The following is a 26,217-nucleotide window of genomic DNA, read 5'->3' as shown; positions in this document are numbered from 1 at the left end:
GGTGGCTATCGTCCAACGTCTGCGGCTGTGGGACCCGGTGGTGTTAGCGTATCTGGTGCCGGGCGCATTGATTCTGGGCGGGTTTATGGCGTTGCTCGCGAGCCTGTCAGCGGCCGCATTGGCCAGCCTGTCCTCGATTCTGGGCAACTTGACGTTATTCGGGCTGATCATGCTGTTTCTGGTGATTGGAGCACTGCGCAAGGTCAAGGTTTATGAAGCGTTCGTCGAAGGGGCCAAGGAAGGCTTCGACGTGGCCAAGAACCTGCTGCCGTATCTGGTGGCGATGCTCTGCGCGGTCGGTGTATTGCGGGCCTCGGGCGCGCTGGACTTTGGCCTGGATGGGATTCGCCATTTAGTCGAGTGGCTGGGCTGGGACACCCGCTTTGTTGATGCGCTGCCGACGGCGATGGTCAAACCCTTTTCAGGCAGCGCGGCGCGCGCATTGCTAATTGAAACCATGCAGACCCAAGGCGTGGACAGCTTCCCAGCATTAGTAGCGGCAACAGTGCAGGGCAGTACGGAAACCACGTTCTATGTGCTGGCGGTGTACTTCGGCGCAGTCGGCATCCAACGCGCCAGACACGCCGTCAGCTGCGCTTTGCTGGCCGAATTTGCGGGCGTGGTGGCAGCGATTGCGGTGTGCTACTGGTTCTTTGGCTAAGCTCGCTCCAACAATTTGACGATCAAGCCTTGGGCTTCTTACGCGGCTTGAGGTACTTGGTAAGGCCCTGAAACCAGATGACCTGCGCCGGATTACCTTTGATCTGAATCGACTTGTCCTGAATCCCGGTCATGAACGCCAACTGCTTGTTCTTGGCTTGCATCGTGTCAAAGCCATACGCTGCATCTTTAAAGGCGATGGCAAACACCGGATCCGGGTATAAGCCCGAATGGCTGGTAATGCGCTGGTCTTTAACTTTGAAGTGACGGGCGATTGTGCCGTCTAGGGTTTGCAGCTGGAAAACTAAGTCTTTATCGACTAATTGCTGTTGAAACGCTGGATTTTTGCGGCTGGCCTTGCCCATCAAAAAGCCCAGCATCCAGAGCAGAAAACGAAATTTCATGTACGCGGCCTCGGGGGAAATAGTGAGCCGGCGCAGTGTAACGATTTGAACGGATAAAACCACAGTCTTGATAAATTAGGCGCAGATACACGGTTTTTTGCCACTTATGGCCGCATGATCAACCCCGTGATGATTAAGAGCGGGCAAGCCAGCTTGCCCGTTCCTTAAGACCGCTTCGCATAGCGGCCTAGCCCTGACTTAAGGGTTGACGCTGTCTTTAAGGAATTTGCCGGGCTTAAAGGCCACGGTGTTGCTGGCTTTGATTTTGACCGGCTCACCGGTTTGCGGGTTTTGCCCGGTACGTGCACCACGATGGCGCTGGATAAAGGTACCGAAGCCGACCAGCGTGACGCTGTCTTTGCGGTGCAGGGCGTTGGTGATTTCTTCAAGCACAGCATTGAGTACGCGACTGGCTTGCTCTTTAGTGAGGTCAGCCTTTTCAGCGATAGCGGCGGCGAGTTCTGGTTTACGCATGATGAAGCCTCTTTGACGGTTTTTTGTTGTTATGTCCGTGCTGCTCTTCTATGGAGCAGCGACCAAGGCGCCGCAGGCTCTACTCTGCGGCAGACAGGTGTGAGGATGGCATGCGCCCATGACACACGCCACCCTCAGCAGACGCTTTGTTGAGACATAGCAATGACGTACACGACAAAGCGTAAGGCGTTTACGCCAGTAGAGCGGGTAACTCTTTGTTCAGCGCCAGTTTCTCGCGAACGGCCTCACCCGTCAGCGCATAGCCGAGCAGTTGACCGTCAGCATCGCGGCATAACGCTTTGATGTCTGTACCCTGACCTTCCACCGTCCAGACACCCTCATAACCCCGCGGCACCGGCGAAACCACCAGCGGGCAAGCTGGCGTTTTGACAGTAATTGGCATTGCTCCGTAGCTAACTGCTGTCGGATTACCCGCCAGCGTTTGTGCCAACGCACGTACGCAGCTCATCAGCGGCATCACGTAGAGCAAGCTCAGACCATCGACCTGCGCGCAGTCACCCAGCGCGTAGATGTTGTCGTGAGACGTGTTGAGCTGACGGTCCACTTCAATGCCGCGGTTGACTCGAATCCCAGCGGCGGCGGCCAAATCGGTCCGTGGACGCAGGCCAATAGCCGACACCACCACATCACAGGCAATGACGCTGGCGTCCGACAAATGAGCCTCCAGTCCAGTCTCTGAGCGTTGCAAGCGGGTCAGAAGCGGGCCGAGGTGGAAGCGCGCGCCCAGGCTTTCAAGACCTGATTGCAGCGCTGCGGCAGCGGCAGGATGCAGCAGGGTCGGCATCAGTTGTTCACACGGCGCCACAAGCTCAACCTCGTAGCCGCCCGCGAGCAAATCATTGGCGAATTCGCAGCCGATCAGGCCGACCCCTAAGATCAGCACTCGACGCTTGCCCGCGGCTGCCGCACGAAAGCGGGCGTAGTCTTCGAGGTCATTGATCGAGAAGATCGCATCCTGCGCATCGCCTTCAATCGGCACCTGCACCGATTGCGCGCCCCACGCCAGAATCAAGTCGCGGTAGGGCACCGCTTCCTCACCGATCCACAATTGCTTGTGGCCCGGATCAATCCCGCTGACACGTGTATGAGTGCGCACTTGCGCCTTGAGCTGCTCGGCCATGGCGCCAGGCATCGCCATACACAAGCCGTCGGCTTCTTTATTCTTGCCAAAGCCGGTAGACAGCATCGGCTTGGAGTAGGAGCGCCCGTCGTCGGACGTGATCAACAGCAGAGGCGTTTCGCTGTCCAGCTTGCGAAACTCCCGGGCCAAGTTATAGCCAGCCAGCCCAGTACCAACGATCACCACAGGTGCGTTCATTCCAATCTCCAAGGTGAATCAATTTAAAAGATGGCAGATCAGCCGATTTCGATCATTTCGAAATCCATCTTGCCAACCCCGCAGTCTGGGCACAGCCAGTCTTCAGGGACGTCTTGCCATAGCGTGCCAGGGGCGATGCCGTCATCTGGCCAACCATCGGCTTCGTTATAAATCAGTCCACAGACGATGCATTGCCACTTTTTCACAGGGGTACTTCCTTTCGTTCAGGCTGGGGGCGAGGGCACAGGCTCTTATCAATCGGCCGTGTTGCTCGCTGAATTTCAGGGCGTTTGTACTGATCAACACCGACAGATGCAAGTACGGCGACTGCCAATGGCCGCTCAAACGCTCATACAAAGATCCGCGTGATAAGCTCGCCGACCTCAATGGCTGCCAATTATGACCCACCGTGCCGCACATAACTTTCCCGCTGGTCTCGCCTGTCTGGCTTGAGCAAAGCGATCTTCTGACATTGCCCGATGAACAAACCCTCGACTGGTTGTTCGATCAAGGGTCTTTAACCCGCCGTCTTACTGCTCTTTCAGACGGTGCTTTCAGCGTACTACCGCTATTCGAAGGCTGGCAAACACTGCGCGCCGACGAGTGCGCCGCCCTCGACTTACCTGAGAACAGTCAGGGCTGGGTGCGCGAGGTGCACTTACTCGGCCATCAGCAACCGTGGGTGTTTGCCCGCAGCGTCGCGGCAAAAAGTGCCCTGCAAGAAGGCGGCTTGAACATGGACGCGCTAGGCACACGCTCACTGGGCGAGTTGCTGTTTTGCGATGACGCCTTTGAGCGCGGCGCATTGCAGGTGTGCAGCTACCCAACTGTTGACCAAGTTGATGGCCTGTGGGCGCGCCGCTCCCGCTTCACGCGCGGCCCGTTAAGCCTGCTGGTGGCCGAAGTCTTCTTGCCTAATCTGTGGGTCGCCCTGAGTACCCGGTCGGAGAACACCTGATGTACCTGAGCCTGCTCAAATCACTAAACCGCCTGAACCCGCGTGCCTGGGACTTTATCCAACTGGCCCGGATGGACAAGCCGATCGGCATTTACTTGCTGCTGTGGCCAACCTTGTGGGCCCTGTGGATTGCCGCCGAGGGCGTGCCTTCACTCGGCATCCTGCTGATCTTTGTGTTTGGCGTGATCCTGACCCGAGCGGGCGGCTGCGTGATCAACGACTTCGCCGACCGCAAAGTCGACGGCCACGTCAAACGTACCGAACAGCGGCCTCTGGTCAGCGGAAAAATCAGCAGCAAAGAAGCTTTAGTGTTTTTTGCGCTGCTCATGGGCGTCAGCTTCCTACTCGTGCTGTGCACCAACGCCACCACCATCTGGCTGTCATTCGGTGGGTTGGCGCTCGCCGCTACCTACCCATTCATGAAGCGCTACACCTACTACCCGCAAGTGGTGCTGGGCGCGGCGTTCTCGTGGGGCATGCCCATGGCCTTCACCGCCGAAACCGGCAGCCTGCCTGCGGCGGCGTGGTTGCTGTACATCGCCAACCTGCTATGGACCGTGGGTTACGACACCTACTACGCCATGACCGACCGCGACGACGACCTAAAAATCGGCGTCAAATCCACCGCCATCCTGTTTGGTGATGCGGATCGCGTGATCATCCTTTGCCTGCAAGGCTTGGCGCTGGGCTGCTTACTGCTGGCCGGTGCACACTTTGACCTAGGCGGCTGGTTCCACCTCGGCCTGCTAGCGGCGGCGGGGTGTTTTGTGTGGGAGTTCTGGTACACCCGCAACCGCGACCCGCAGCGCTGCTTCAAAGCGTTTTTGCACAACCACTGGGCTGGCTTGGCAATCTTTGCGGGGATCGTACTGAATTACGCACTGAAATAACCCAACCCCACTTCCCACTGTAGGAGCGAGCGTGCTCGCTCCTATCAAACATGAAGTAAGTTATTGATTTAAAAAGACACCACACGGTGTGTTGGCAGACAAATACCCCGCGTAGGAGCTGCCGCAGGCTGCGATCTTTTGATGTTGCGATAAAAGATCAAAAGATCGCAGGCTGCGCCAGCTCCTACAAAAATAGAGATGCATCCAACGACTGCCAGCAGTGGATCGCAGCCTTTGTGCCTCGTCTGGACGACAGGGAGTCTCCTACAGATAATCCAGCGCAGGCGTACAGGAGTAAACTTGCCTGTGAATAAGTCGCCACCTATAGTCCATTCCGTTCGCTGACCTTGGTCAGTGACAGGGTTTCGCAGCCCAACCGCTATAGGTATCACTCGCCAAAAATCTACTTGCAAGAGCTTATTTGTTCCTGCAATTTCGTTTTATGGCGGTTGTACGTGGGAGACCTTCGGGTCTGCCGAGGAACCTATAGCTCGGTCTGCGAACCCGCGTACAACTGCCACCTAACTCGTTTCGCAGCGAACGGTGACAGTACTTTTGGTTCTCTATAGGTACTGTATTCATGACCACCCAAACCCCGCACCAGCGCTTTATCCCCCTCGACACCCTGACCACCCAAGCTCCCGTGCTCTTTATCGACAGCCAAGCACCGTTGTCTGATTTACATGCCTGCGTGGCCGAACGCCTACACGCGTTGCACAAATTACTCACCGTCTTTGCCTGTAGCCCAATGGACAACAACGACCCGAGCGACATAAGCACTGTCACCAACATCGCCCGCCTATTGCTACAAGATGCCAACGACATCTTCGACGTCGTCCAACAGCGCGGCATGAGCGCCTGACCTGTAGTCGCTGACGAGGCTCGAGGCTGCGATGGAGTGCGCAACTGTCCTATTTTTGTAGGCCCAACGGCCTCTAAAGCAGCTTCGTGTCGGGTGTACGATTGATCCTGACCCGGCACACAGCTAGGCCCGTCGCGGCAGTCGCACACAGGGTCGTGCAGCAGCGACCTGAACATGCCAAAGAGGACCGTTTTTCATACGCGTTGTTTCTCGACAGCAGCCTCGATAAGCAGATGTGCGAAGGCCTTTACACCTATAAGCCACAGCATGGCCTTGAGTTAGTGGCCGACTTTGAGCAGTTCCTCACATCCATTCTTGACCAGACGTACCAACCCCATTCAGTGGGCCTGTATTGAACGCTAACCCGCAGGTGGCTATGAGATCTACTTCTGAGCGGTCACAACGTCTGGCATTACTGGCCTTTTCAGCCGGGATTTTTTGTATTCAGCTGGATGCGTTTGCATTGAATCTGGCGCTACTGCCCATCGCCCATGATTTTGCGGCGTCGGTTGCTCACGTTAAGTGGGTGGTGAGTGGCTATTTGCTCTGCGTCGGTACGTTTATGCTGGCTGCCGGGCGGTTGAGTGATGGTATTGGCCATCGCCGTATGTTGTGCACAGGGCTGTCGCTGTTCGGCCTGGCGTCATTGCTGTGTGCCGTTACGCCGACACTGAACGGGCTGATTGCTGCGCGTGTGCTCCAGGGCATCGGCGCCGCCTGCATCATGCCCTCGGGCCTCGCACTGTTGAGCCATGTGTACCCCAGCGCACGTCGCGGTCGGGCAATGGGTTTGGCGCTAGGGCTTGGGGCGATCGCCACGGTGATTGGCCCTTTTATAGGGGCAGCGATGAGCCAATGGCTCAGTTGGCGGTTTATTTTCTGGATCAATCTGCCCGTGGTGCTGTTTGCACTCGGGTGTTGTTGGCCAATAGCCGGGCAGCACACGCCAAGCGAGCGCACAGCCGTTGATTGGCTGGGGTTGCTGTTGGTCAGTGTGGGGCTGGTTGCCTTCGGCTTCTTGCTGGATGAACTGGGCACTCGCGCATGGGCAAGCCCGCAAACGGTCTTGATCGTCGGCGCACTGGTGCTCAGTTTCAGCCTGTTCGCCTGGCGCGAAAAACACGCCGCCCCCCCCTCTGATCGCTCCCTGCCTGTTTCGTAATGCACCGTACTGGATGTTGACGTTAGCCGGGGCCGTGGTGAATACCTCGACGGTAGTGCATCTGTTTGTGGTGCCGTTGTCGTTGCAAAGCGTCTGGGGGTTGAGCCCCTTGCAAGCAGGTGTCGCATTCCTTGGCCCTGCGGTGCTTCTGGCCTGCGGTGGGCCCATTGCTGGCCGCATCCCGCCATCTGGCGCAGTGAGAGCGATGGCTACCTGCCTGTGCGCCAGCGCGACGTTACTGCTGGGCGCTGCGTTTGCACAAAGCGAGTTGCTCTATCTGTTGCTGGTCACCTTGTGTGGCGGATTTTTAGGGGTCGCCAATGCGCTGACCTTAATCGCAACGCAGGCTGTTGTGGGTGAGCACGTAGCGGGAGTGGCCAGCGGCCTGACCAAAACCATCATCACCTTGGCGGCTGGCTTCGGTGTCATTCTCGCTGGACGCAGTACTGGCGCAATGCTGGACATTCAGGCGGTATTTACCAGCCTCGCCCTCTGTTGTTTCGTCGCCAGCTTGATGCTGTGGGCAGGACAGCGCTATTGGGATGGGCATGCAGGTAAACAGGCTGTGGATAAGTTAACTGGCCGGTAGCTCAGCGGGTAGAGCGCACTCTTGATAAGGGTGAGGTGGAAGGTTCGAGCCCTTCCCGGCCAATCATTGCTTTCAAAGCCGCATGGGCGGTGACTGTTTCGACGACCACGAGCAATAACATCCCACCGCCAGGGTATGGGTAGCGCTGACGCTGCGGCCTTGGATCAATGCCTGCAGCACGGGTTCGATGAAGCTGTTGCTGGCGTTGCAGGTGACGCCTTCGCTGTAGGGGCCGAAGTAGGCCAGTTGGCCGCTGCGATCCCAGATGGCAACCGCCGGGCTGACGCTCAGCCGTTCAGCGCCGGGTAGGGTGGGCAAGGGTTTGATCGCGCCCAAAGTGGCGGGCAACTGGCCGTGGGTGCCGGGCTTTTGCACCGCATAAAAGTCGACACCTTGCGGCGCGTAGGTCGCCAGCAATTCGCTAAGGTGCTGCTGGTTGCCAACATTGCACGGGCAAGCGGGGTCCCAGAAGTGCACCACGCGAATCGGCCCTGGCCCAGCGAGTTCAGCGGGCAGGGCCAGCACGTCACCGGCAAATAAGGCCGTCTGGTCGTTGAACGCACGGAGGTAACGCCCCTCAAACCAATGGTAGGCCGCCCACACACCTATGGCGCAGGTCAGCACCAGCAGCCAAGAAAGCCAAGTCTTAGGGGTCGATACGGGCATGCTGAATGCTCCAGAAAGGGCGCATAGCTTGCCATGCTTAAACGGACAGCAGACTATCGTCGGTCTATAAAGACTGTTCAGCCTTCACGCCTTACTGTTTGGAACCCTCTATGCCCGCCGCGTTTTCCCCCGAATCCCTGCGCTCTCATTTACAACCGTTAGCCGCAGGTCAGCCTTTATCGAGTGAGGATTTGGCGTACCAACATTTTTATGGCTTGGACTTCCCGCAGCGTACAGCGCCAGTACGTCGACAGTTGGGGCGCTTCAGCGCAGGGGGCTTCGATCTGGTCAGCCAGGTCTGGTGGCCTGAGTCCACCCCCGTGGCAACGCTGTTTGTGATCCACGGCTTTTACGATCACATGGGGCTGTACCGTCATCTGATTGAGTGGGGTTTGGATCACGGTTTTGTGGTCATTGCCTGCGACTTGCCAGGGCATGGCCTCTCCAGTGGAGAGCGCGCCAGTATTGGCGATTTCAATCAGTACCAAGAGGCGCTGCAAGGTCTATTTATCGAAGCCCAGTCCCTGTCACTGCCTCAACCTTGGCATTTGCTTGGGCAAAGTACCGGCGGCGCGGTAGTGCTGGATCACTTGCTGCATTACGGCGATAAAACTCCGGCTCAAGGTCAGGCAGTCTTGCTGGCACCGTTAGTACGGCCCAGAGACTGGCAGTGGTCAAAGCTCAGCTATTACTTGCTCAGACCGTTCGTTAAAGGCATTGAGCGACGTTTCAGCGAAAACACCAACGACCCTGAGTTTATGCCGTTTTTGCAGGCCGACCCGTTACAACCCGTACGCCTACCAACGGCTTGGGTCGGTGCCATGGCGCGCTGGATTCCGCGCATTGAGGCGATGCCTGCGAGCGCCCGCCAACCCTTAGTGATTCAGGGTCAGGCGGACAAAACCGTAGACTGGCAACACAACCTCGCGGTGCTGGACGCCAAGTTTTATCAACCCAAGGTGCTGTTGATACCAGAGGCTAGACACCATTTGGCGAATGAAACCGCCGATATTCGGGCGCAGTATCTTGCGTTTTTGGATCAGCACTTCTGACCGCAAATACCCGCGATAGGAGCGAGATCTAATCCGGGATCGGCAGGTTGAGGCTTTCTTTGACTTCTTCCATCACGATGTAGCTCTTTGACTCACGTACATGAGGCAACTTGAGCAAAATATCGCCCAGCAATTTACGGTACGACGCCATCTCGGAAATCCGTGCTTTCACCAAATAATCGAAGTCCCCGGACACCAAATGGCACTCCAAGACATGCGGCAATTTCAGCACGGCACGTCGGAACTCTTCAAAGGTGTCGCCGGACTTGTAGTCGAGGCTGATCTCGACAAAGACCAGCAAGCTGCCCTGCAAGTGCTGCGGGTTTAGCCGAGCGTTGTAGCCCATGATGATCCCTTCACGCTCCAGCCTGCGTACCCGCTCGGTACACGGCGTGGTCGACAACCCGACTTTCTCGCCCAATTCGGTAAACGAGATGCGGCCGTCAGCCTGCAAGATGCGCAAAATGTTGCGGTCGATCTTGTCTAATTCGCGCTTGGTTTGGTGATTTGTACGCATAGGAGATTCTCCTTTGTAAAAAGCGATTCGGCCGAGAATTGTCGCCAAATATAGCGGTTTATACAGTGAAACTCACTGGCCAATGCTTCTTATACTGCACACATCTTCGCTTTGAATAATAAACGTCTGCGGCAGGCCGCGATGAGGGATAAGAATATGCGCGTTATGGTATTGGGTGGCGGCGTTATTGGGACGGCCAGCGCCTATTATCTGGCTCGAGCCGGATTCGACGTTGTTGTCGTAGACCGTCAACCTGCCGTGGCGATGGAAACCAGCTTCGCCAACGCCGGCCAAGTGTCCCCAGGCTACGCCTCGCCGTGGGCCGCGCCGGGCGTACCACTCAAGGCCATTAAATGGCTGATGGAGCGCCACGCACCCTTGGCAATCAAAGCCACCGGTAATATCGACCAATACTTGTGGATGGCGCAGATGCTGCGCAATTGCACCGCCAGCCGGTATGCGGTGAACAAAGAGCGCATGGTGCGCCTGTCCGAGTACAGCCGCGACTGCCTCGATGAGCTGCGCGCCGAAACCGGCATTGCCTACGAGGCTCGCAACCTCGGCACCACCCAACTGTTTCGCACCCAAGCACAACTGGACGGCGCGGCCAAAGACATCGCCGTACTCAAAGAGTCGGGCGTACCATTTGAGCTGTTGGACCGTGAAGGCATTGCGCGGGTTGAGCCAGCGCTGGCCAGCGTCACTGACATTTTGGCAGGGGCTTTGCGTCTGCCGAATGACCAAACCGGTGACTGCCAGATGTTTACTACCCGTTTGGCTGAAATGGCCAAAGACTTGGGGGTTGAATTCCGCTTCGGCCAAGACATTCAGCGTTTGGACTACGCAGGCGACCGGATTAATGGCGTGCTGATCGACGGCAGACTCGAAACCGCAGACCGCTACGTGCTGGCTTTGGGCAGCTACTCGCCGCAGATGCTCAAGCCACTGGGGATCAAGGCGCCGGTTTATCCGCTTAAGGGTTACTCGCTGACGATTCCGATCACCAACCCGGACATGGCGCCAACCTCGACCATTCTGGATGAAACCTACAAAATCGCGATTACCCGTTTTGACAACCGCATTCGTGTGGGCGGCATGGCTGAAATTGCCGGTTTTGACCTGTCGCTGAATCAACAACGTCGCGAAACCCTAGAGATGTGCGTCAACGACCTTTACCCTCAGGGCGGTGACTTGAGCCAAGCCAACTTCTGGACCGGCCTGCGCCCAGCCACGCCGGACGGCACGCCGATTGTGGGCGCTACCCCCTTCAAAAATCTGTTCTTGAATACTGGCCATGGCACACTCGGCTGGACCATGGCCTGCGGCTCAGGCCGCTTCCTTGCTGACGTGATGGCTAAAAAGACTCCACAAATCAGCGCCGAAGGCCTCGATATTTCTCGTTACGGCAACCCACAGGAGACTGCAAAACATGTCAATCCAGCGCCAGCTCACCAATGAACGCATGAGCCAGATTGTGGCTCACAACGGTACTGTTTACCTGTCAGGCCAAGTCGGCGACAACATGAGCGCAGGTGTTGAACAGCAGACTCGCGAAACCTTAGCCAATATTGAGCACTTGCTGGATCTGGCGGGCACCGACAAAAACCACATTTTGTCAGCGACCATTTACCTAAAGGATATTGATGCCGATTTTGCAGGCATGAACAGTGTGTGGGATGAGTGGCTGCCAAAAGGCGTACAACCCGCCCGCGCCACCGTTGAGGCCAAACTGTGCGAACCAGAGATTCTCGTTGAAGTGTCGGTTGTAGCCGCACTGCCGTAACGTCACCGTTTACATAAAAGTCCCTCTTGCGGTGCGGCACACGATTAACCCCGTGGGTTCGCACCGATTTTTATTCAATTGCCGTTAGAAGCCTGCCGCCATGCGCCCAGCCCGTGCCCTGATCGACCTTCAAGCCCTGCGTCACAACTATCAATTGGCCCGTGAAGTGACGGGGGCCAAAGCCCTCGCCGTGCTCAAGGCCGACGCCTATGGCCACGGTGCAGTCCGTTGCGCCCAAGCCTTAGAGGCCCAGGCCAATGGTTTTGCTGTCGCCTGTATCGAAGAGGCGCTGGAGCTGCGCGCCGCCGGGATACGCGCGCCAATCCTGCTGCTTGAAGGCTTTTTTGAAGCGGATGAATTGCCACTGATCGTCGAACATGACCTGTGGTGCGTGGTGCAGTCGCTGTGGCAACTCGATGCCATCGAGCAGGCCAAACTGGGTAAGCCGATTCAGGTGTGGCTGAAACTCGACACCGGCATGCACCGCGTTGGCCTGCACCCAAGCGATTTCAAATCCGCTTACCAGCGCCTGCAAGCCAGCGGCAAAGCATCCAAGATTGTGCTCATGAGCCACTTCGCTCGCGCCGATGAACTGAACTGCCCACGCAGCGAAGAACAAATTGCCGTGTTTGAAGCCGCCCGCGTCGATTTGTCTGCCGAAGTCAGCTTGCGCAACTCGCCCGCCATCCTCGGCTGGCCAAGCGCACCGAGCGATTGGGTGCGCCCTGGCCTGATGCTGTATGGCGCGAGCCCCTTCGAAGAGCCCCAAATTCACGCCGCACACCTGCAACCGGTGATGACCTTAGAGTCCAAAGTGATCGGCGTGCGCGAGCTACCCGCCGGAGAACCGGTGGGTTATGGCGCAAAATTCATCACCCCAAAGCCCATGCGCATCGGGGTGGTTGCTATGGGCTATGCCGACGGTTACCCACGTCATGCGCCAACCGGCACCCCCGTCTTGGTAGCGGGTCAGCGCAGCCAACTGCTGGGCCGGGTTTCAATGGACATGCTGTGCATCGACCTCACCGATGTACCACAAGCGGGGCTGGGCTCTACGGTTGAGTTGTGGGGCAAAAACATCCTCGCCAGCGAAGTCGCCCAACACGCTGAAACCATTCCCTACGAGATTTTTTGCAACCTGAAACGAGCGCCACGCCTCTATTCCGGTAGCTGATGGGTTATGTGCAATGTGCAGAGCCAATTGGGCATGCAGGTTTGAAGTCAAAGTGTTGTAAATACTGAACACTATCGCCATGATGGCGCGAACTTGACCTGAATCTGATACCTAGGAGGCTCCTGCATTGGACGTCGGTGAACGACTGCAATCCATCCGCAAAATTAAAGGTTTGTCACAGCGCGAGCTTGCCAAGCGCGCCGGTGTGACAAACAGCACAATTTCGATGATCGAAAAGAACAGCGTGAGCCCGTCTATCAGCTCGCTGAGAAAAGTGCTGAGTGGTATTCCGATGTCTATGGTCGAGTTCTTTTCCGAAGAAATCCTTCAAGAGAAACCAACTCAGATTGTCTACAAAGCCAATGAGTTGATCGACATCTCAGACGGCGCGGTCACCATGAAACTGGTGGGCAAGGCGCATCCGAGCCGGGCTATTGCCTTTCTCAATGAGATTTACCCACCGGGCGCTGACACCGGGGATGAAATGCTGACCCACGAAGGCGAAGAAACCGGGATCCTTGTCGAAGGTCGCCTTGAGTTGACTGTCGGCCTAGAGACGTTCGTGCTTGAGGCGGGTGACAGTTACTACTTCGAGAGTTCGAAACCGCATCGTTTCCGTAATCCGTTCGATGTTCCGGCGCGACTAATCAGCGCAGCGACCCCAGCGAATTTCTGAGGTCTGAACCTAAACACGGCGCTCTACGCGACTCTAGCAGCGCCCGCGGTTTTAATTCGCCCCACCTATTTCCCTTCTAAAAATAGGGTTGTTTCAGTGCGTCAGGCTAATCGTTATACTCTCGCCGCCCGCAAAACCGTGGTTGTGGGCGTGAATAGCCACCATTGAGGGTGTACGCGTGAACCTAATTATGAAAATGCTGGCCGTACCAGCAACAGTAATTGCCCTATGGGCTGTCAACGCCCAAGCAACGACGGATGATGAGATCGCGAAGCGCCTCGAACCGGTCGGCAAAGTCTGCGTTCAAGGCGAAACCTGCGCCGGCGGTGGCGCGACCGCGGCTGTCAGCGGTGGGGCGGGTAGCGGGATGCCTGCCGATGAAATCATTGCCAAACATTGCACCGCCTGCCACAGCATCGGCCTGCTGGAAGCCCCCAAAATCGGCGACACCGCCGCTTGGAAGGAGCGCGCCGATAAAGAAGGCGGCCTTGATGGGCTTTTAGCCAAGGCGATTACCGGGCTCAACGCCATGCCGCCCAAAGGCACCTGCGGCGAATGCAGCGATCCCGAGCTTAAAGCGGCTATCCAGAAGATGTCCGGCCTGTAACGCACACCGCCCTGTAAGAGCAGCCGGTCGACGCTCAATTGCTCGCGATCTTTTGGGAGATCGCGAGCAATTGAGCGTTGACACGGGTTCGGGGTTTCGGTTTTTAGCCTTGCTCTTTAGAACCCACTCCAGTCACTCTCGGTCTATCCGTTAGACATGAAAGCTATTGGAGGATCAGATGGTGCAGTCTTGTTCGATCGAGCGCGCAGTCGATGAAGCACTGACTCGGCTACCCGCACATATCCACTTGGGTTTGCCGCTGGGTCTGGGTAAAGCCAATCGGTTCGTCAATGCGCTGTACCAACGAATCAAACAATTACCTGAACGCCGACTAACGATCTACACCGCCTTGAGTCTGGGTCGGCCGCCCTTAGGCGATGGTTTGCAAAAGCGCTTTCTACAACCCTTCGTAGAGCGGGTGTTTGGCGACTATATCGAGCTGGACTACCTCGCCGACCTGCAGCACAACAGCCTTGCGCCCAACATCAACGTCGAACAGTTCTTCATGCAACCGGGCAGTCTGCTCAACAGTGCCCCTGCACAACAGGATTACGTCAGCAGCAATTACAGCCACGCCGCCCGCGATATCAATGCCAGCGGTTTGAATCTGGTGGCGCAACTGGTTGCCCGCGATCCACAGGACGCCAATCGTCTGAGCCTGAGCTGTAACCCTGATATCACCCTAGATCTGCTACCCATGATCGCCAAGCGCCGTGCGGCAGGTGAAATCATTCTGATGTTCGGCCAAGTACACAGCGACTTGCCCTACATGCCCGGTGACTCAGAGCTGAAGGCGGAAGCGTTCGACCTGCTGATCGACGACGAGGAGCGCACCACGCTGTTCTCCACGCCCAGCATGCCTGTCAGCCTGCAAGACCATTTTATTGGCCACCATGCCAGTACGTTGATCCGCGATGGTGGCACCTTGCAGATCGGCATCGGCTCTATGGGTGATGCGCTGACAGCGTCCTTACTGGCACGCCAAGCCGACAGCGAAGGCTACCGCGCCTTGCTCGACGACATTGACCTCACGCCGTGGCGCCACCTAATTGAGCGCGAAGGCGGGATCGACCCCTTTGCCCAAGGCTTATATGGCTGCAGCGAAATGTTTGTGCACGGGCTCATGGTGTTGGTCGATGCCGGCATTGTGCGACGCAAGGTTTACCCCGATGTAGAGCGCCAAACCCAAGCCAATGCGGGTGCGCTGGACGAAAGCCTGCACACCGATGGCGTCAGTGTTCATGGCGGTTTTCTGCTGGGGCCGCGTGATTTTTATCGGCGTTTAAACGAATTACCCCTCAGTAAACGCGCCGAATTCAACATGACCGCCATCAGCTACATCAACGAGCTGTATGGCCAAGAAGCTTTAAAACGCCTGCAACGCCGTGATGCGCGCTTTGTAAACAGCGCGTTCACGGTGACGCTGCTGGGGGCAGGGGTGGCAGATCAGCTAGAAGATGGTCGCGTGCTCAGCGGGGTCGGCGGGCAGTACAACTTTGTGGCACAGGCTCATGCGCTGCACGATGCGCGCTCGGTGATGATCTTGCGCAGTTGGCGCGAGTCCGGGGGGGAGGTTAGCTCGAATATCGTCTGGGAATACGGCCATTGCACGATCCCGCGCCATTTACGTGACATCGTGGTCACCGAGTACGGTATTGCAGATTTGCGCGGCAAAACGGATCGGCAGGTGATCGAAGCGCTGCTCAATATCACTGATTCACGCTTCCAAACCGAATTGATCGCTCAGGCACAGCAAGCAGGCAAACTGCCCGAAGCGTTTTGCCTAGACCCACGCTTTGCTGACAACAGCCCAGAACGCTTACAGGCGATTGCCGCTCGCCATCCGCACTTATTCCCGGAGTACCCGCTGGGCAGCGATTTCAGTGCACAAGAGCAAGACCTGCTGCGCGCGTTGAATTGGCTCAAAAGCAAATTCAAGCTCACGCAAATCTACAGACTCGGCAAGGCCACACTCGAAGCGCCTTCAGCGCAGGCATTCCCCGACCACTTGGCGCGCATGAACCTGACGAACCCGGACGGGCTGCGCGAAGAGGTGTATCAGCGCGTGTTGCTGGCGGGTTTACAGGCGACCGCTAAATAACCGCCCCTACGCGGTGTTGTGTGCCACTCGATAAACGCTGGCCAACCCTGTAGGAGCTGCCGAAGGCTGCGATCTTTGTTTTTAAGATCAAAAGATCGCAGCCTTCGTACCTCGGCAGCTCCTACAGGGTGGAGGCCAAAAAATCCCGGCACATGGCCGCAACCTGTAGCGAGCTTGCTCGCGATCTGTTGATCTTGAAAAGATCGCAGCCTTCGGCGTTGCGAGTTACTCGATAAACGTCACTTTGCCATCGGCCAGGGACTGGACACGGGCTAAAGACTCGACGCGGTAACCCTGTGAGTCCAGCTCGGCACGACCGCCTTGGAAGGACTTCTCGATCACGATACCCAAGCCAGCAACGGTGGCGCCCGCTTGCTTGATAATCGAAATCAGTGCCTGCGACGCTTTGCCGTTCGCCAAGAAATCGTCGATCACCAACACGCGGTCGGTACTTTTCAGGTGACGAGGCGAAATAGCAACAGTGCTTTCGGTTTGCTTGGTGAACGAGTACACCGTGGCCGTCAGCAGGTTTTCTGTCAGGGTCAAGGACTGGTGCTTGCGGGCAAAGATCACCGGAACGCCGAGATTCAGGCCGGTCATTACGGCCGGCGCAATGCCCGAGGCCTCGATGGTAACGATCTTGGTGATGCCGGCATCAGCGAACAGACGCGCGAACTCATCGCCGATTTCTCTCATCAGCTGTGGATCAATCTGGTGATTCAAAAAGGCATCGACCTTCAACACCTGATCGGAAAGCACGATGCCTTCTTCGCGAATTTTCTTGTGCAGTGCTTCCAACGTAACGTCCTCAAATAGCGCCTATGCGCTGAAGGTAGAGTAAAAAATAGTCGATTTTAGCGTTTTAACATCGCGCGTATATCGGCCAATGCCGTATTGCCGCGAACCGCTTTCACTTCGGTGGGGGTGTCATCATTGCCTTCCCAAGCCAGATCGTCCGGCGGCAACTCATCGAGGAAGCGGCTCGGCGCGCAATCAATGATTTCGCCGTACTGCTTGCGCTTGGCCGCAAAGGTAAACGCCAAGGTCTGACGTGCGCGGGTGATCCCCACGTAGGCCAAGCGGCGTTCTTCCTCGATGGTGTCTGCTTCGATACTGGAGCGGTGCGGCAGGATTTCTTCTTCCATGCCCATGATGAACACGTAGGGGAACTCCAGCCCCTTGGAGGCATGCAGCGTCATCATCTGCACGCCTTCGGCGCCTTCTTCCTCTTCTTGCTGTCGCTCGAGCATGTCGCGCAACACCAGCTTGCCGATAGCTTCCTCAATGGTCATGCCACCGTCTTCGTCTTTCTCGAGGGTGTTTTTCAACGCCTCGACCAAGAACCAAACGTTAGACATGCGGTAATCGGCAGCCTTTTCGCTAGAACTGTTGGTGCGCAGCCAGTTCTCGTAGTCGATGTCCATAATCATGCTGCGCAACGCGGCAATCGGGTCTTCGCCCGAGCAATGCTCACGCACGCGGTCCATAAACCGTTTAAAACGGACTAGACGCTCCGTGTAACGGCTGTCCAGATGCTCGCTCAGACCGATTTCATCAGTCGCCGCGTACATAGAGATTTTGCGCTCAGTGGCGTAGTTACCCAGTTTTTCTAGGGTGGTCGAACCGATCTCACGCCGTGGGACATTGATAACTCGTAAGAAGGCGTTGTCGTCATCCGGGTTCACGATCAGCCGGAAGTAGGCCATCAGGTCTTTCACTTCCTGACGTCCGAAAAAGCTGTTCCCGCCCGACAAACGATAAGGAATCTGATGATGCTGCAACTTCAGTTCAATCAGTTTTGCCTGGTAGTTACCGCGATAGAGGATCGCAAAATCGCTGTAAGGGCGGTCGGTGCGCAGGTGCAGGGTCAGGATCTCGACCGCAACGCGCTCGGCCTCGGCGTCTTCATTACGGCAGCGAATCACGCGTATTTCGTCGCCGTGACCCATGTCGCTCCACAGTTGCTTCTCGAAGGCGTGCGGGTTGTTCGAGATCAACACGTTGGCGCAGCGCAGAATGCGACTCGTGGAGCGATAGTTTTGCTCCAGCATCACCACTTTCAGGGACGGGTAATCGTCCTTGAGCAACATCAGGTTTTCCGGGCGGGCACCACGCCAGGCATAAATCGACTGGTCATCGTCGCCCACCACTGTGAACTGGTTGCGGCTGCCGATTAGGTATTTGACCAGCAAGTATTGGCTGGCGTTGGTGTCTTGGTATTCGTCCACCAACAAGTAGCGAACCTTGTTCTGCCACTTTTCCAGAATGTCTGAGTGCTCTTCAAACAGCTTCACCGGCAACAGGATCAGGTCGTCAAAGTCCACCGCGTTGTAGGCTTTGAGGGTGCGCTGATAGTGGGTGTAAACGATGGCCGCCGTCTGTTCTTTGGGGTTGCGCGCATTCTCTAGGGCTTGAGGCGGCAGGATCAGGTCGTTTTTCCACGAGCCGATCATGTTCTTGATTTCATCAACCCCGTCATCACCCGAGTATTCCTTTTGCATGATGTCAGTCATCAGCGCCTTGACGTCGGCCTCGTCAAAGATCGAAAAGCCCGGCTTATAGCCCAGCCGTGCGTGTTCCTTGCGGATGATGTTGAGCCCAAGGTTATGAAACGTGCTTACCGTCAGCCCACGGCCTTCACCTTTTTTGAGCAACGTACCAACGCGCTCTTTCATCTCGCGCGCAGCCTTATTGGTAAAGGTCATGGCGACAATGTACTGGGCACGGATGCCGCAGTTCTGAATAAGGTGCGCGATTTTTCGGGTAATCACGCTGGTTTTGCCGGAGCCTGCGCCGGCGAGCACCAAAAGAGGGCCGCCGACGTAGTTCACGGCTTCTTGCTGCCGGGGATTGAGTCGGGACATGACGGAATTGAAGATCGCGTGCAAAAAGGGCGGGCATTTTAACAGGCTGAACAGATATTGCTGCCACTCTGCGACAGTGTGACGTAGCCCTCTATCTAAATTCTGCGCATTTGTTACTTTGCCGCAGGATCTTGGCTGTTTAAATTTTTCGCTCACAATGCGTTTACTAGGTGTATTTGATAACGACTGTCATTTGCCATTAGCTAATGGCGCGTCATAATGCCCATCGCCTGAATTTATGCAGAGTCTAGGGAGCTAGCTTGTCTACGCCTGTCGAACCCTTGCGTTTGCTGCTATTGGCCAAAGAGCCGACTTGGGCAGCGTTATTGCGCGAGTGTCTGGCGCCCATGGGAAACGTCGCCGTATTAATGTGTGCACCGAGTTGGGAGTCGGTGAGTTTTCTATTCGAAAACGCTCAGAACGCGCTACTTCTGACTACCCCTGCGCTGCAACCCGCGGCAGGTCGCTGCCCCTTAGCCACCATTCTGTTGCTGGATGCGGAGCCCGAATCCACGCCCCTCGGAGTCAGCGACTGGTTGGTTCGATCAACACTGAACAGTGACGTACTGCGCCGTAGCCTGCGCCATGTTCAAGAACGTGGCCTGCTCGAGCATACGTTGCACCGCTTGGCCGAAGAAGATCCGCTCACTGGTATCGCTAACCGACAAGGCTTTCAGACCCTACTCGCAGTAAGGTTGGCTGAAAACAATGGTCACGGCGTCGCCTTGGGGCACTTAGACCTCGACAACTTTCGCCATGCCAATGACGCCCTAGGGCATCAGGCCGGCGACCGCCTGATCTTACAAGTGGTCGCACGCCTTAAAAGCCAACTCGAACCGTGCGATCAATTGGCGCGATTGGGCAGCGACGAATTCGCCCTGCTGATCGACACCCGCCGTGCACCTGAACGCGCCGCGTGGATGGCTGAACGCATTATCGAAGTCATGGCCGAGTCGTATTGGATCGACGATGAAAGCCTGTTAATTGGCTGCAGCTTGGGCATTGCTCACGCGCATGCAAATGCCGGAGCAGACCCTTTAATGTGGCACGCGCACATCGCCATGCAGCAGGCCAAAAGCACCCAAGGCTGCACGTATCACGTATTCGACGAACGTATCAATCGCAATGCTCGCAGCCTCGCCGACCTAGAAAGCGAGTTGCGCCGCGCCTTGCGCCGTGACGAGCTGGAGCTGCACTACCAGCCGCGTCTGCACTTGGGCACAGGCCATATTGTGGGAGTAGAAGCCTTAGTACGCTGGCGTCATGCCGAGCGTGGCTTGCTGGCGCCCAGCGAATTTGTGCCGTTGGCCGAGCAAAGCGGATTAATCGTACCACTCGGTTACTGGGTTATTTCTCGGGCGCTACGGGACATGCAAGCATTGCGTGAACACGGCCTTGCGCCACTGCATATGGCCGTCAATCTGTCGTTTCGCCAATTTCAAGATAACCAGTTGCTTTCGACCCTCAGCCGCTTGATCAGCGAACATGCCATTGACGCTCAATGGCTGGAATTTGAATTGACCGAAACGGCTGTCATGCGTCGAAGCGACATGGTTAAGCAAACCATGGACGCTCTGGGGCGGCTGGGCGTGCGCTTTTCGCTGGATGATTTTGGAACCGGTTTCTCATCGTTTGTGCACCTCAACAGCTTGCCGATCACGCTGCTGAAAATCGACAAAAGCTTTGTCGGCGGTATGGAAGATCGTGAAGAAAACCTGAAACTGGTTCACGCTATGATCAATCTGGCGCAAAACCTTCAACTGCAAGTGGTCGCCGAAGGCGTAGAAACCCGTGAGCAACTGGCGCTTTTACGCGAGTTCGGCTGCGATCAGGTGCAAGGCTATTTGATAAGCAAGCCGTTACCGATACCTGAACTGATTGAATATTTAGCGTTTGGCGCTCAACAAAAAGTCGCTCTCGACGCTCATTAACGCTTGTATTCAACACACTATGCGCCAACTAAGGGCTCCACCTTGCGCTCGCGCTTGAGCATGCGGCGCATCTTCCACTCGAATGCCCATGTCAGGCCCAACGACGCGCACGCCAAACCCAGAGCTAAGCCCCACCACACGCCCGTTGGCCCCCAGCCCAAAGAGAAGGCCATCAACCAGGCCATCGGCGCACCGATGACCCAATAGCAAAACAGCCCAACCAAAAAGGTGGTTTTGGCATCTTTGAGCCCACGAATTGCGCCCATGGCGATAGTTTGCGTGCCATCGAACAACTCGAACCAAGCTGCCACCGCCAGTAGGCTGACCGCCAGTTCAAACACCGGGCGAAAGGCCGGATCGTTGTAGTCCAAAAACAAACCAATCAACTGGCTGGGCCAAAACCAGAACACCACAGAAAATCCGAGCATGACAGCCGCGCCAAAACCAATACCCACCCGGCCCGCCAAGCGCGCCCCAAGCAAGTCACCACGACCATAGTGCTGGCCAATGCGCATAGTCACCGCGTAGGACATGCCTGCCGGAACCATGAACGCCACGGATACAATCTGCAAAGCGATTTGATGGGCCGCTAACTGCGTACTGCCCATCGTGCCTATGCACAACGCCGCAAAAGCAAACAGCCCGACTTCGACAGCATAAGTGCCACCAATCGGCAGACCGAGGCGCCATAACTCGCGTAGGTAAGTCAGATTAATCCGCGATAGATCTTTGCTAATCGGGTAAGCGTCGTAGGCCGGATGACGGCGAATATGCCAGGCCAAGCCCAGCGCCATGCTGGTTGCCACAATCGCTGTGACCAACCCAATGCCCACTAGGCCCAATTTAGGCAGGCCGAACATGCCAGTGATCAATGCGTAATTAAGTAAAAAGTTGGCAACGGTGCCGATCACGCTGATGACCATGACCGGCGTTGCCCGCCCCATGGCGCTGGTAAAACCGCGCAAGGCCATAAAGGTCATATAACCGGGCAGGGCCAGAGGCAGCAGCATTAAAAACTGACCGGCGGCCTCGACGTTGGTTGGCGTCTGACCAAACAGCAACAACAGGGGTTTTATGTTCCACAACAGCAACGCCCCGACCAACGCCAGCGCCCAGGCCAGCCATAAACCGGCTTGCGTGAGCCGGGTGGCGCCCTCTATGTCACCCGCACCCTGGCGGATCGACACCAGCGTACCGACCGCTGCAATCACACCAATGCAGAAAATCGATACAAACGAATAGCTCGCAGCGCCCAAGCTACCACCGGCCAATGCCTCGGGACTCAGCCGTGCCATCATCAAGGTGTCGGTTAACACCATCAGCATGTGCGCCAACTGCGAGGCAATCAGCGGCCCGGCAAGCCGCAAAATAGACCCTAGTTCGAGACGTACTGGATGCTGTTTGGTCATCGTTAAAATTTCTTTAAGTGCGTTGAAAGGCTTGATTCTCGGCGTGTTGAGTGTTTTAAGCAAAAGGATAAAAACGATACGTGGCATGACTAATACTCATACTACGTGTCGTATATTCAGTGTTTATCTGACGCGCTATAGGATTAACCCTCATGTCTCGTAGTCTTCCTCCGCTTTATGCTTTGCGCGCCTTCGAGGCAGCCGCTCGTCATAGCTCCTTTACCCGCGCCGCAGAAGAGCTGTCGATCACTCAAAGTGCGGTCAGTCGACATATCAAAACCCTAGAGGCGCATTTCGCTTGCCGCCTGTTTCAACGCAACGGCCGTACGTTGCAACTTACCGAAGCGGCGCGGTTGTTGTTACCGGGCGTGCGTGAAGGATTTGGGGCTTTAGAACGCGCATGTACGACGTTACGCGCCGAAGATGGCATTTTGCGTATGAAGGCACCTTCGACCCTGACCATGCGCTGGTTACTGGCGCGCCTCAGTCGCTTTCGCCACTTACAGGCGGGTAACGAAGTACAACTGACCAGCGCTTGGATGGACATCGACCACGTGGACTTTAACCAAGAGCCGTTCGACTGCGCCGTGTTGCTAGGCAAAGGTCACTTTCCACCCGACTGGGAGGCCACTCGATTGTTTCCAGAAATGCTGATCCCCGTGGGAGCAGCGAATCTGCTCGACGAGCAACCTTGGGATGCAACGCGCTTGGCGGCGACCGAGCTGCTACACCCCACCCCCGACCGTCGAGACTGGCGACGCTGGCTCGACTGCATGGGCCTCAGCACTCAGGTGTCGCTCAAAGGCGGGCAAGTCTTCGATACCTTGGAACTGGGCATGATCGCGGCAGCCCGGGGTTATGGTATTTCCATGGGCGATTTACTAATGGTGGCCGAAGACGTCGCCCAGAACCGTTTGAGCCTGCCATTCCCCACGGCAGTGGCCAGCGGCGAGCACTACTACTTGGTGTGGCCAAAAACCCGGCCCGGCGGCGAACGCTTGCGTCGCCTAAGCGATTTTTTACAACAGGAAGTCGCTGCAATGGAGCTGCCGGCAGTGGATCGGCTGGAGTAACCAAGGCAACTATCACTTCCTGCGCACTATTCAGAATCGCCCTACGCATGCTCCAAAACAACCCGCTATAGACTGCCCGCCACCCATTTTATGAGGCAGTTAATTCATGGCTAACAACAGTTATATGAGTATCTCCGGTATCAACAGTGGGCTCATATCTGCCGGTTGCTCAACGCCTGAATCCATGGGCAAAAAATGCCAAGCCACCCATGTCGATGAAATCATGGTGTTATCTGTCGACCACGGCCTACTCGCAGGTAACAACAGCTGTGATCTCGGCAGCAATGCCAGACACTTACCTGTCGTCATCACGAAATACGTTGATAAATCATCGCCCCTGCTGGCTAAGGCTTTGGATGATGGCGAAAACATAAAGTGCACCATTCATCTTTATCGAACTTCAGTGACAGCCAGTGAAGAGAAATACTACAAAATTGAATTACGAGAAGCGCGTATTACACAAATAGCCCTCAGCGTACCGCCTGCCAGTTCGCGTGGAGACTCCCAACCCATCGAAACAGTGGCCATTCGTTACGGCGACATCATCCTCGAACATATCACCGCCAGCACCAGCGCCGGGATGACATGGCAGGCTGAAAAATGACAGAGCCACGCTGCACTTTGCAAGACGTCAGCCAAGCCGCTGACGAACTCATGGCACTGGGATGCAAAGTAGGTGCCCAACATATCAATGACGGCGCAACCCGACTGGCCTTTCTTGAAAAAATAAAGGCTTTTGCAGATGAGGTTTATCAGGACATTGAAGACGGGGTTATCAGCGCGGCGCAGGGGCTTGAGGCGTTTTGGGATGAGCATAAGGCGCTGCGTGATAAGGCGGTGTTTTATGCAATGAATGGGATTACTCTGGCGGGTGGGGTGGCACAGGTTGAATTAGGTGTCGCAGTGACAGCCGCATCTTATGGGGTAGGAGTACCACTCGGAGCGCTATTTATTGCACACGGAACAAACAATATTTATGAGGGGGTCGGGAACATTTATAACGGTCCTGAATCACCAAGTACTGTAGGTCCGACACGATACTTCTATCAACAGAGAGCGGGCAGTGTCTATCAAGGAAATATGCAGTATGGCTCTATGGACTTAATGTTATCAGTTGGTGGAATGACGCGACTGATTCGAAAAGAAAAGTCAATTCAGCTATTCAGGCACGACCCAATAAATTACGAAAGAGCGTATAAGCAAGCAGGAAAGGTAGCTTTGTTTTTTGAAGCAGCAGTTGATGGCGTTACGATTTACTCCATGTCCAAAGAGGTAAAGCCCGACTAACTGCATCTGCGCGGGGTTGTACAGCAAATAGTTTAACTTTCACGTGCGCTCTGAAAATAGGTAAGGTTTAACTCATTAGCGATTGCACCCTAAAATTAAAGCCTGCCTTGTCACTCTGAACTACCAGACCTTGCGCAAGTGTGGAATACAATAACGGACGTTCAAAAACACCAAACTCACAAAAACCCCACCTTTTATAGCAAACATCAACTCATCGTTCAAAACGACTAAAAGCTCAATACCCCACACAATAAACCCTGTGTAAAAAACGCACGATGCTAAAACAATCAAATACAGTCCGCAAATAGATATTTTTTTTCTCACTGCTTTAAACCTCTCACACTTAAATGCCTAGATCCTAGGTGTACACCCTCACGTATGTTAACTACATTACTTTCTAGATAACATCTCTTCTAAGACATATAACAACAGCCATAAAAACATGAGAGCACTATAGGAAAACCAAAAAAATTTTGCTCCCCAAGAGCGTATTACTAAGAGTTGTCTCTTTCTTTTCGAGTCAATTAATTGTTCTATGCCTCGATCTTCAGGGGCAGGGCTTTTAAAAGCAAGCCATAACATTGCTGAGTACGCTACCAGAAAAGCCGCAGAAACTATCTCTACTCCCACGGGCACAAACATAAGAATTAAAATCATTAATAGAAATAAAATCAGCACACGCTCACCGCAGTAGCCAACAAAAAAGGATGCCTTGATTATTAAACAACAATAAAGATACCTCTCAAGTTCAGCGCCATCCACTAGAAAAACAGTCATCGAGACATTTAAGATATATACCTAAGTTTTAAAGAAGATCCCGCTCAAGTTTAAAGACACTTCCTACAAAACACCCATCACCCACTCACCGGCCGGTACTGCAACGCCTCCGCCAGATGCTTTCGCTCAATACGTTCAACCTGCTCCAGATCCGCCAAGGTCCTTGCTACTTTCAACAACCGATGCGCGGCTCTTAGCGATAAGGTCATTCGTTCGCACGCGTTCTCAAGCCAGGTGTTGTCCACGTCACTCAGTCGGCACTGGGCTCTTACGCCGGGCAAATCGAGAAATGCGTTGGCGCACCCTTGGCGCAGTATCTGCCGCTGCCGGGCAGCGGCGACGAGGGTGGCAGCGGCGGCGGTGGTGTCGCCAGAGGCCAGCGCAGGGTTGAGGGCTGTGGTTTCGCGGGCCACGGTCAGGTGTAAATCAATGCGGTCGAGCAGGGGGCCAGAGAGCTTATTGCGATAGCGCTGGATCTGCTCGGGCGTGCAGCGACAACGCCCTGTTGGCTCACCCAAATAGCCACACGGGCACGGGTTCATGGCGGCGACCAGCTGAAAGCGTGCCGGGAAGCGCATGCGGTCGCGCGCACGAGCGATCACGATAAAACCCGATTCCATTGGCTCTCTCAGCACTTCCAGCACTTTGCGATCGAACTCGGGTAACTCATCGAGAAACAGCACCCCGTGATGCGCCAATGTGATTTCGCCAGGCTGTGGCTTGGAGCCACCGCCGACTAAGGCCGGGCCGGACGCTGAATGGTGCGGCTGACGAAACGGGCGCTGCGGCCAATAACTCAACGGCACATGGCTGGCCACTGACTGGATGGCCGCCACCTCCAGCGCCTCTTGCTCGTTGAGGGGCGGTAGCAAGCCAGGCAAGCGGCTGGCCAGCAAGGTTTTACCGGTGCCAGGTGGCCCGGTGAACAGCAGGTTGTGGCTTCCAGCGGCGGCAATCAGTAA

At 55.8% G+C, this 26,217-nt stretch carries 28 protein-coding genes and 1 tRNA gene; 19 read left to right on the top strand and 10 right to left on the bottom strand.

Annotated elements, in window-relative coordinates:
• Nucleotides 1-661: spore maturation protein (locus AQS70_RS18385; protein WP_162233915.1), on the top strand; the 661-nt coding region annotated here is incomplete at its 5' end.
• A gap of 22 nt (nucleotides 662-683) precedes the next feature.
• Here AQS70_RS18385 and AQS70_RS18380 read toward each other — a convergent pair.
• The 4 genes from AQS70_RS18380 to AQS70_RS18365 form a co-directional block, all read right to left on the bottom strand.
• Entirely contained in the window at nucleotides 684-1,064 is a 381-nt protein-coding gene (locus AQS70_RS18380; protein ID WP_055104173.1) for a hypothetical protein, read from the bottom strand.
• A gap of 198 nt (nucleotides 1,065-1,262) precedes the next feature.
• Nucleotides 1,263-1,538: an HU family DNA-binding protein gene (locus AQS70_RS18375; protein WP_055104172.1), complete on the bottom strand. Its 276-nt coding sequence runs from the start codon at nucleotides 1,536-1,538 to the stop codon at nucleotides 1,263-1,265.
• Between the two features lie 190 nt (nucleotides 1,539-1,728).
• A complete protein-coding gene (locus AQS70_RS18370; protein ID WP_055104171.1) occupies nucleotides 1,729-2,877 on the bottom strand; it encodes an NAD(P)/FAD-dependent oxidoreductase in 1,149 nt (382 codons plus the stop codon).
• 38 nt (nucleotides 2,878-2,915) lie between these two features.
• On the bottom strand, nucleotides 2,916-3,083 hold the full coding sequence (locus tag AQS70_RS18365) for a rubredoxin (RefSeq protein ID WP_002555879.1): 168 nt from the start codon (nucleotides 3,081-3,083) through the stop codon (nucleotides 2,916-2,918).
• Nucleotides 3,084-3,286: 203 nt separating this feature from the next.
• On the opposite strand from AQS70_RS18365, the gene AQS70_RS18360 reads away from it, so the two are divergent.
• The 7 genes from AQS70_RS18360 (at nucleotide 3,287) to AQS70_RS18330 (ending at nucleotide 7,401) form a co-directional block, all read left to right on the top strand.
• Nucleotides 3,287-3,835 carry a chorismate--pyruvate lyase family protein gene (locus tag AQS70_RS18360; protein ID WP_055104170.1) on the top strand — a complete coding sequence of 183 codons (549 nt, stop codon included), beginning with the start codon at nucleotides 3,287-3,289 and terminating at the stop codon, nucleotides 3,833-3,835.
• Complete coding sequence (gene ubiA / locus AQS70_RS18355) at nucleotides 3,835-4,725, top strand: 4-hydroxybenzoate octaprenyltransferase (protein WP_055104169.1); 891 nt, start codon at nucleotides 3,835-3,837, stop codon at nucleotides 4,723-4,725. The genes AQS70_RS18360 and ubiA overlap by 1 nt, the downstream gene beginning before the upstream one ends.
• Before the next feature lie 580 nt (nucleotides 4,726-5,305).
• Nucleotides 5,306-5,587, top strand: coding sequence for a hypothetical protein (locus AQS70_RS18350; protein ID WP_055104168.1), 282 nt, complete (start codon nucleotides 5,306-5,308; stop codon nucleotides 5,585-5,587).
• A 155-nt stretch (nucleotides 5,588-5,742) separates the two neighbouring features.
• On the top strand, nucleotides 5,743-5,943 hold the full coding sequence (locus tag AQS70_RS18345; RefSeq protein WP_156355207.1) for a hypothetical protein: 201 nt from the start codon (nucleotides 5,743-5,745) through the stop codon (nucleotides 5,941-5,943).
• A 20-nt stretch (nucleotides 5,944-5,963) separates the two neighbouring features.
• The gene (locus tag AQS70_RS18340) at nucleotides 5,964-6,749 is read left to right on the top strand and encodes an MFS transporter (protein ID WP_055104166.1); all 786 of its coding nucleotides are present in this window, start codon (nucleotides 5,964-5,966) and stop codon (nucleotides 6,747-6,749) included.
• A 13-nt stretch (nucleotides 6,750-6,762) separates the two neighbouring features.
• Complete coding sequence (locus AQS70_RS23420; protein ID WP_082428156.1) at nucleotides 6,763-7,338, top strand: MFS transporter; 576 nt, start codon at nucleotides 6,763-6,765, stop codon at nucleotides 7,336-7,338.
• Nucleotides 7,329-7,401: transfer RNA gene (locus AQS70_RS18330), tRNA-Ile, on the top strand. Before AQS70_RS23420 ends, AQS70_RS18330 begins: the two co-directional genes overlap by 10 nt.
• Before the next feature lie 9 nt (nucleotides 7,402-7,410).
• On the opposite strand, the gene AQS70_RS18325 is transcribed toward AQS70_RS18330, so the two are convergent.
• Nucleotides 7,411-8,004, bottom strand: coding sequence for a DUF6436 domain-containing protein (locus tag AQS70_RS18325; RefSeq protein ID WP_055104164.1), 594 nt, complete (start codon nucleotides 8,002-8,004; stop codon nucleotides 7,411-7,413).
• Nucleotides 8,005-8,114: 110 nt separating this feature from the next.
• Between AQS70_RS18325 and bipL the strand changes: the two genes are divergently transcribed.
• Nucleotides 8,115-9,056, top strand: a complete 942-nt coding sequence (gene bipL / locus AQS70_RS18320) for a phospholipase BipL (protein ID WP_055104163.1) — start codon at nucleotides 8,115-8,117, stop codon at nucleotides 9,054-9,056.
• 28 nt (nucleotides 9,057-9,084) lie between these two features.
• Here the strand turns inward: bipL and AQS70_RS18315 are convergent, their stop codons facing one another.
• The gene (locus AQS70_RS18315) at nucleotides 9,085-9,573 is read right to left on the bottom strand and encodes an Lrp/AsnC ligand binding domain-containing protein (protein WP_003437842.1); all 489 of its coding nucleotides are present in this window, start codon (nucleotides 9,571-9,573) and stop codon (nucleotides 9,085-9,087) included.
• Nucleotides 9,574-9,729: 156 nt separating this feature from the next.
• Between AQS70_RS18315 and dadA the strand changes: the two genes are divergently transcribed.
• The 6 genes from dadA to AQS70_RS18285 all read left to right on the top strand — a co-directional run bounded on the left by dadA (nucleotide 9,730) and on the right by AQS70_RS18285 (nucleotide 15,914).
• Nucleotides 9,730-11,031 (top strand): D-amino acid dehydrogenase, encoded by a 1,302-nt coding sequence (gene dadA / locus AQS70_RS18310; protein ID WP_055104162.1) that lies wholly within the window; start codon nucleotides 9,730-9,732, stop codon nucleotides 11,029-11,031.
• Nucleotides 11,003-11,356: a RidA family protein gene (locus tag AQS70_RS18305; RefSeq protein ID WP_055104161.1), complete on the top strand. Its 354-nt coding sequence runs from the start codon at nucleotides 11,003-11,005 to the stop codon at nucleotides 11,354-11,356. The genes dadA and AQS70_RS18305 overlap by 29 nt, the downstream gene beginning before the upstream one ends.
• Nucleotides 11,357-11,456: 100 nt before the next feature.
• A complete protein-coding gene (alr, locus tag AQS70_RS18300; protein ID WP_055104160.1) occupies nucleotides 11,457-12,530 on the top strand; it encodes an alanine racemase in 1,074 nt (357 codons plus the stop codon).
• 127 nt (nucleotides 12,531-12,657) lie between these two features.
• Entirely contained in the window at nucleotides 12,658-13,206 is a 549-nt protein-coding gene (locus tag AQS70_RS18295) for a cupin domain-containing protein (protein ID WP_055104159.1), read from the top strand.
• Between the two features lie 190 nt (nucleotides 13,207-13,396).
• Complete coding sequence (locus tag AQS70_RS18290; RefSeq protein ID WP_055104158.1) at nucleotides 13,397-13,813, top strand: c-type cytochrome; 417 nt, start codon at nucleotides 13,397-13,399, stop codon at nucleotides 13,811-13,813.
• A gap of 178 nt (nucleotides 13,814-13,991) precedes the next feature.
• Nucleotides 13,992-15,914 carry an acetyl-CoA hydrolase/transferase C-terminal domain-containing protein gene (locus AQS70_RS18285; protein ID WP_055104157.1) on the top strand — a complete coding sequence of 641 codons (1,923 nt, stop codon included), beginning with the start codon at nucleotides 13,992-13,994 and terminating at the stop codon, nucleotides 15,912-15,914.
• A 225-nt stretch (nucleotides 15,915-16,139) separates the two neighbouring features.
• Here the strand turns inward: AQS70_RS18285 and AQS70_RS18280 are convergent, their stop codons facing one another.
• Nucleotides 16,140-16,712 (bottom strand): xanthine phosphoribosyltransferase, encoded by a 573-nt coding sequence (locus AQS70_RS18280; RefSeq protein WP_055104156.1) that lies wholly within the window; start codon nucleotides 16,710-16,712, stop codon nucleotides 16,140-16,142.
• 56 nt (nucleotides 16,713-16,768) lie between these two features.
• The gene (gene rep / locus AQS70_RS18275) at nucleotides 16,769-18,778 is read right to left on the bottom strand and encodes a DNA helicase Rep (protein WP_055104155.1); all 2,010 of its coding nucleotides are present in this window, start codon (nucleotides 18,776-18,778) and stop codon (nucleotides 16,769-16,771) included.
• A 260-nt stretch (nucleotides 18,779-19,038) separates the two neighbouring features.
• On the opposite strand from rep, the gene AQS70_RS18270 reads away from it, so the two are divergent.
• Nucleotides 19,039-20,709 (top strand): putative bifunctional diguanylate cyclase/phosphodiesterase, encoded by a 1,671-nt coding sequence (locus AQS70_RS18270; protein WP_055104154.1) that lies wholly within the window; start codon nucleotides 19,039-19,041, stop codon nucleotides 20,707-20,709.
• A 17-nt stretch (nucleotides 20,710-20,726) separates the two neighbouring features.
• Here the strand turns inward: AQS70_RS18270 and AQS70_RS18265 are convergent, their stop codons facing one another.
• Complete coding sequence (locus tag AQS70_RS18265) at nucleotides 20,727-22,118, bottom strand: NorM family multidrug efflux MATE transporter (protein ID WP_055104174.1); 1,392 nt, start codon at nucleotides 22,116-22,118, stop codon at nucleotides 20,727-20,729.
• Between the two features lie 152 nt (nucleotides 22,119-22,270).
• Here AQS70_RS18265 and AQS70_RS18260 point away from each other — a divergent pair, with 152 nt between their 5' ends.
• The 3 genes from AQS70_RS18260 (at nucleotide 22,271) to AQS70_RS18250 (ending at nucleotide 24,478) form a co-directional block, all read left to right on the top strand.
• Nucleotides 22,271-23,191, top strand: a complete 921-nt coding sequence (locus AQS70_RS18260) for a LysR substrate-binding domain-containing protein (RefSeq protein WP_055104153.1) — start codon at nucleotides 22,271-22,273, stop codon at nucleotides 23,189-23,191.
• 106 nt (nucleotides 23,192-23,297) lie between these two features.
• Nucleotides 23,298-23,795: an Hcp family type VI secretion system effector gene (locus tag AQS70_RS18255; RefSeq protein ID WP_055104152.1), complete on the top strand. Its 498-nt coding sequence runs from the start codon at nucleotides 23,298-23,300 to the stop codon at nucleotides 23,793-23,795.
• On the top strand, nucleotides 23,792-24,478 hold the full coding sequence (locus tag AQS70_RS18250) for a DUF4225 domain-containing protein (protein WP_055104151.1): 687 nt from the start codon (nucleotides 23,792-23,794) through the stop codon (nucleotides 24,476-24,478). The genes AQS70_RS18255 and AQS70_RS18250 overlap by 4 nt, the downstream gene beginning before the upstream one ends.
• 854 nt (nucleotides 24,479-25,332) lie before the next feature.
• On the opposite strand, the gene AQS70_RS18240 is transcribed toward AQS70_RS18250, so the two are convergent.
• Nucleotides 25,333-26,217: YifB family Mg chelatase-like AAA ATPase (locus AQS70_RS18240; RefSeq protein WP_156355205.1), on the bottom strand; the 885-nt coding region annotated here is incomplete at its 5' end.

It is taken from the genome of Pseudomonas endophytica, from assembly GCF_001411475.1.
Taxonomy (GTDB): Bacteria; Pseudomonadota; Gammaproteobacteria; order Pseudomonadales; family Pseudomonadaceae; genus Aquipseudomonas; species Aquipseudomonas endophytica.
This window is presented reverse-complemented; position numbering and strand designations above follow the sequence as displayed.

Bases quoted from the DNA above. Each gene is read 5' to 3' on its own strand.
- AQS70_RS18380 (WP_055104173.1), bottom strand. From the start codon at position 1,064: ATGAAATTTCGTTTTCTGCTCTGGATGCTGGGCTTTTTGATGGGCAAG.
- AQS70_RS18375 (WP_055104172.1), bottom strand. From the start codon at position 1,538: ATGCGTAAACCAGAACTCGCCGCCGCTATCGCTGAAAAGGCTGACCTC.
- AQS70_RS18370 (WP_055104171.1), bottom strand. From the start codon at position 2,877: ATGAACGCACCTGTGGTGATCGTTGGTACTGGGCTGGCTGGCTATAAC.
- ubiA (WP_055104169.1), top strand. From the start codon at position 3,835: ATGTACCTGAGCCTGCTCAAATCACTAAACCGCCTGAACCCGCGTGCC.
- AQS70_RS18350 (WP_055104168.1), top strand. From the start codon at position 5,306: ATGACCACCCAAACCCCGCACCAGCGCTTTATCCCCCTCGACACCCTG.
- AQS70_RS18340 (WP_055104166.1), top strand. From the start codon at position 5,964: ATGAGATCTACTTCTGAGCGGTCACAACGTCTGGCATTACTGGCCTTT.
- AQS70_RS23420 (WP_082428156.1), top strand. From the start codon at position 6,763: ATGTTGACGTTAGCCGGGGCCGTGGTGAATACCTCGACGGTAGTGCAT.
- AQS70_RS18325 (WP_055104164.1), bottom strand. From the start codon at position 8,004: ATGCCCGTATCGACCCCTAAGACTTGGCTTTCTTGGCTGCTGGTGCTG.
- bipL (WP_055104163.1), top strand. From the start codon at position 8,115: ATGCCCGCCGCGTTTTCCCCCGAATCCCTGCGCTCTCATTTACAACCG.
- AQS70_RS18315 (WP_003437842.1), bottom strand. From the start codon at position 9,573: ATGCGTACAAATCACCAAACCAAGCGCGAATTAGACAAGATCGACCGC.
- dadA (WP_055104162.1), top strand. From the start codon at position 9,730: ATGCGCGTTATGGTATTGGGTGGCGGCGTTATTGGGACGGCCAGCGCC.
- AQS70_RS18305 (WP_055104161.1), top strand. From the start codon at position 11,003: ATGTCAATCCAGCGCCAGCTCACCAATGAACGCATGAGCCAGATTGTG.
- alr (WP_055104160.1), top strand. From the start codon at position 11,457: ATGCGCCCAGCCCGTGCCCTGATCGACCTTCAAGCCCTGCGTCACAAC.
- AQS70_RS18290 (WP_055104158.1), top strand. From the start codon at position 13,397: ATGAAAATGCTGGCCGTACCAGCAACAGTAATTGCCCTATGGGCTGTC.
- AQS70_RS18285 (WP_055104157.1), top strand. From the start codon at position 13,992: ATGGTGCAGTCTTGTTCGATCGAGCGCGCAGTCGATGAAGCACTGACT.
- rep (WP_055104155.1), bottom strand. From the start codon at position 18,778: ATGTCCCGACTCAATCCCCGGCAGCAAGAAGCCGTGAACTACGTCGGC.
- AQS70_RS18265 (WP_055104174.1), bottom strand. From the start codon at position 22,118: ATGACCAAACAGCATCCAGTACGTCTCGAACTAGGGTCTATTTTGCGG.
- AQS70_RS18260 (WP_055104153.1), top strand. From the start codon at position 22,271: ATGTCTCGTAGTCTTCCTCCGCTTTATGCTTTGCGCGCCTTCGAGGCA.
- AQS70_RS18255 (WP_055104152.1), top strand. From the start codon at position 23,298: ATGGCTAACAACAGTTATATGAGTATCTCCGGTATCAACAGTGGGCTC.
- AQS70_RS18250 (WP_055104151.1), top strand. From the start codon at position 23,792: ATGACAGAGCCACGCTGCACTTTGCAAGACGTCAGCCAAGCCGCTGAC.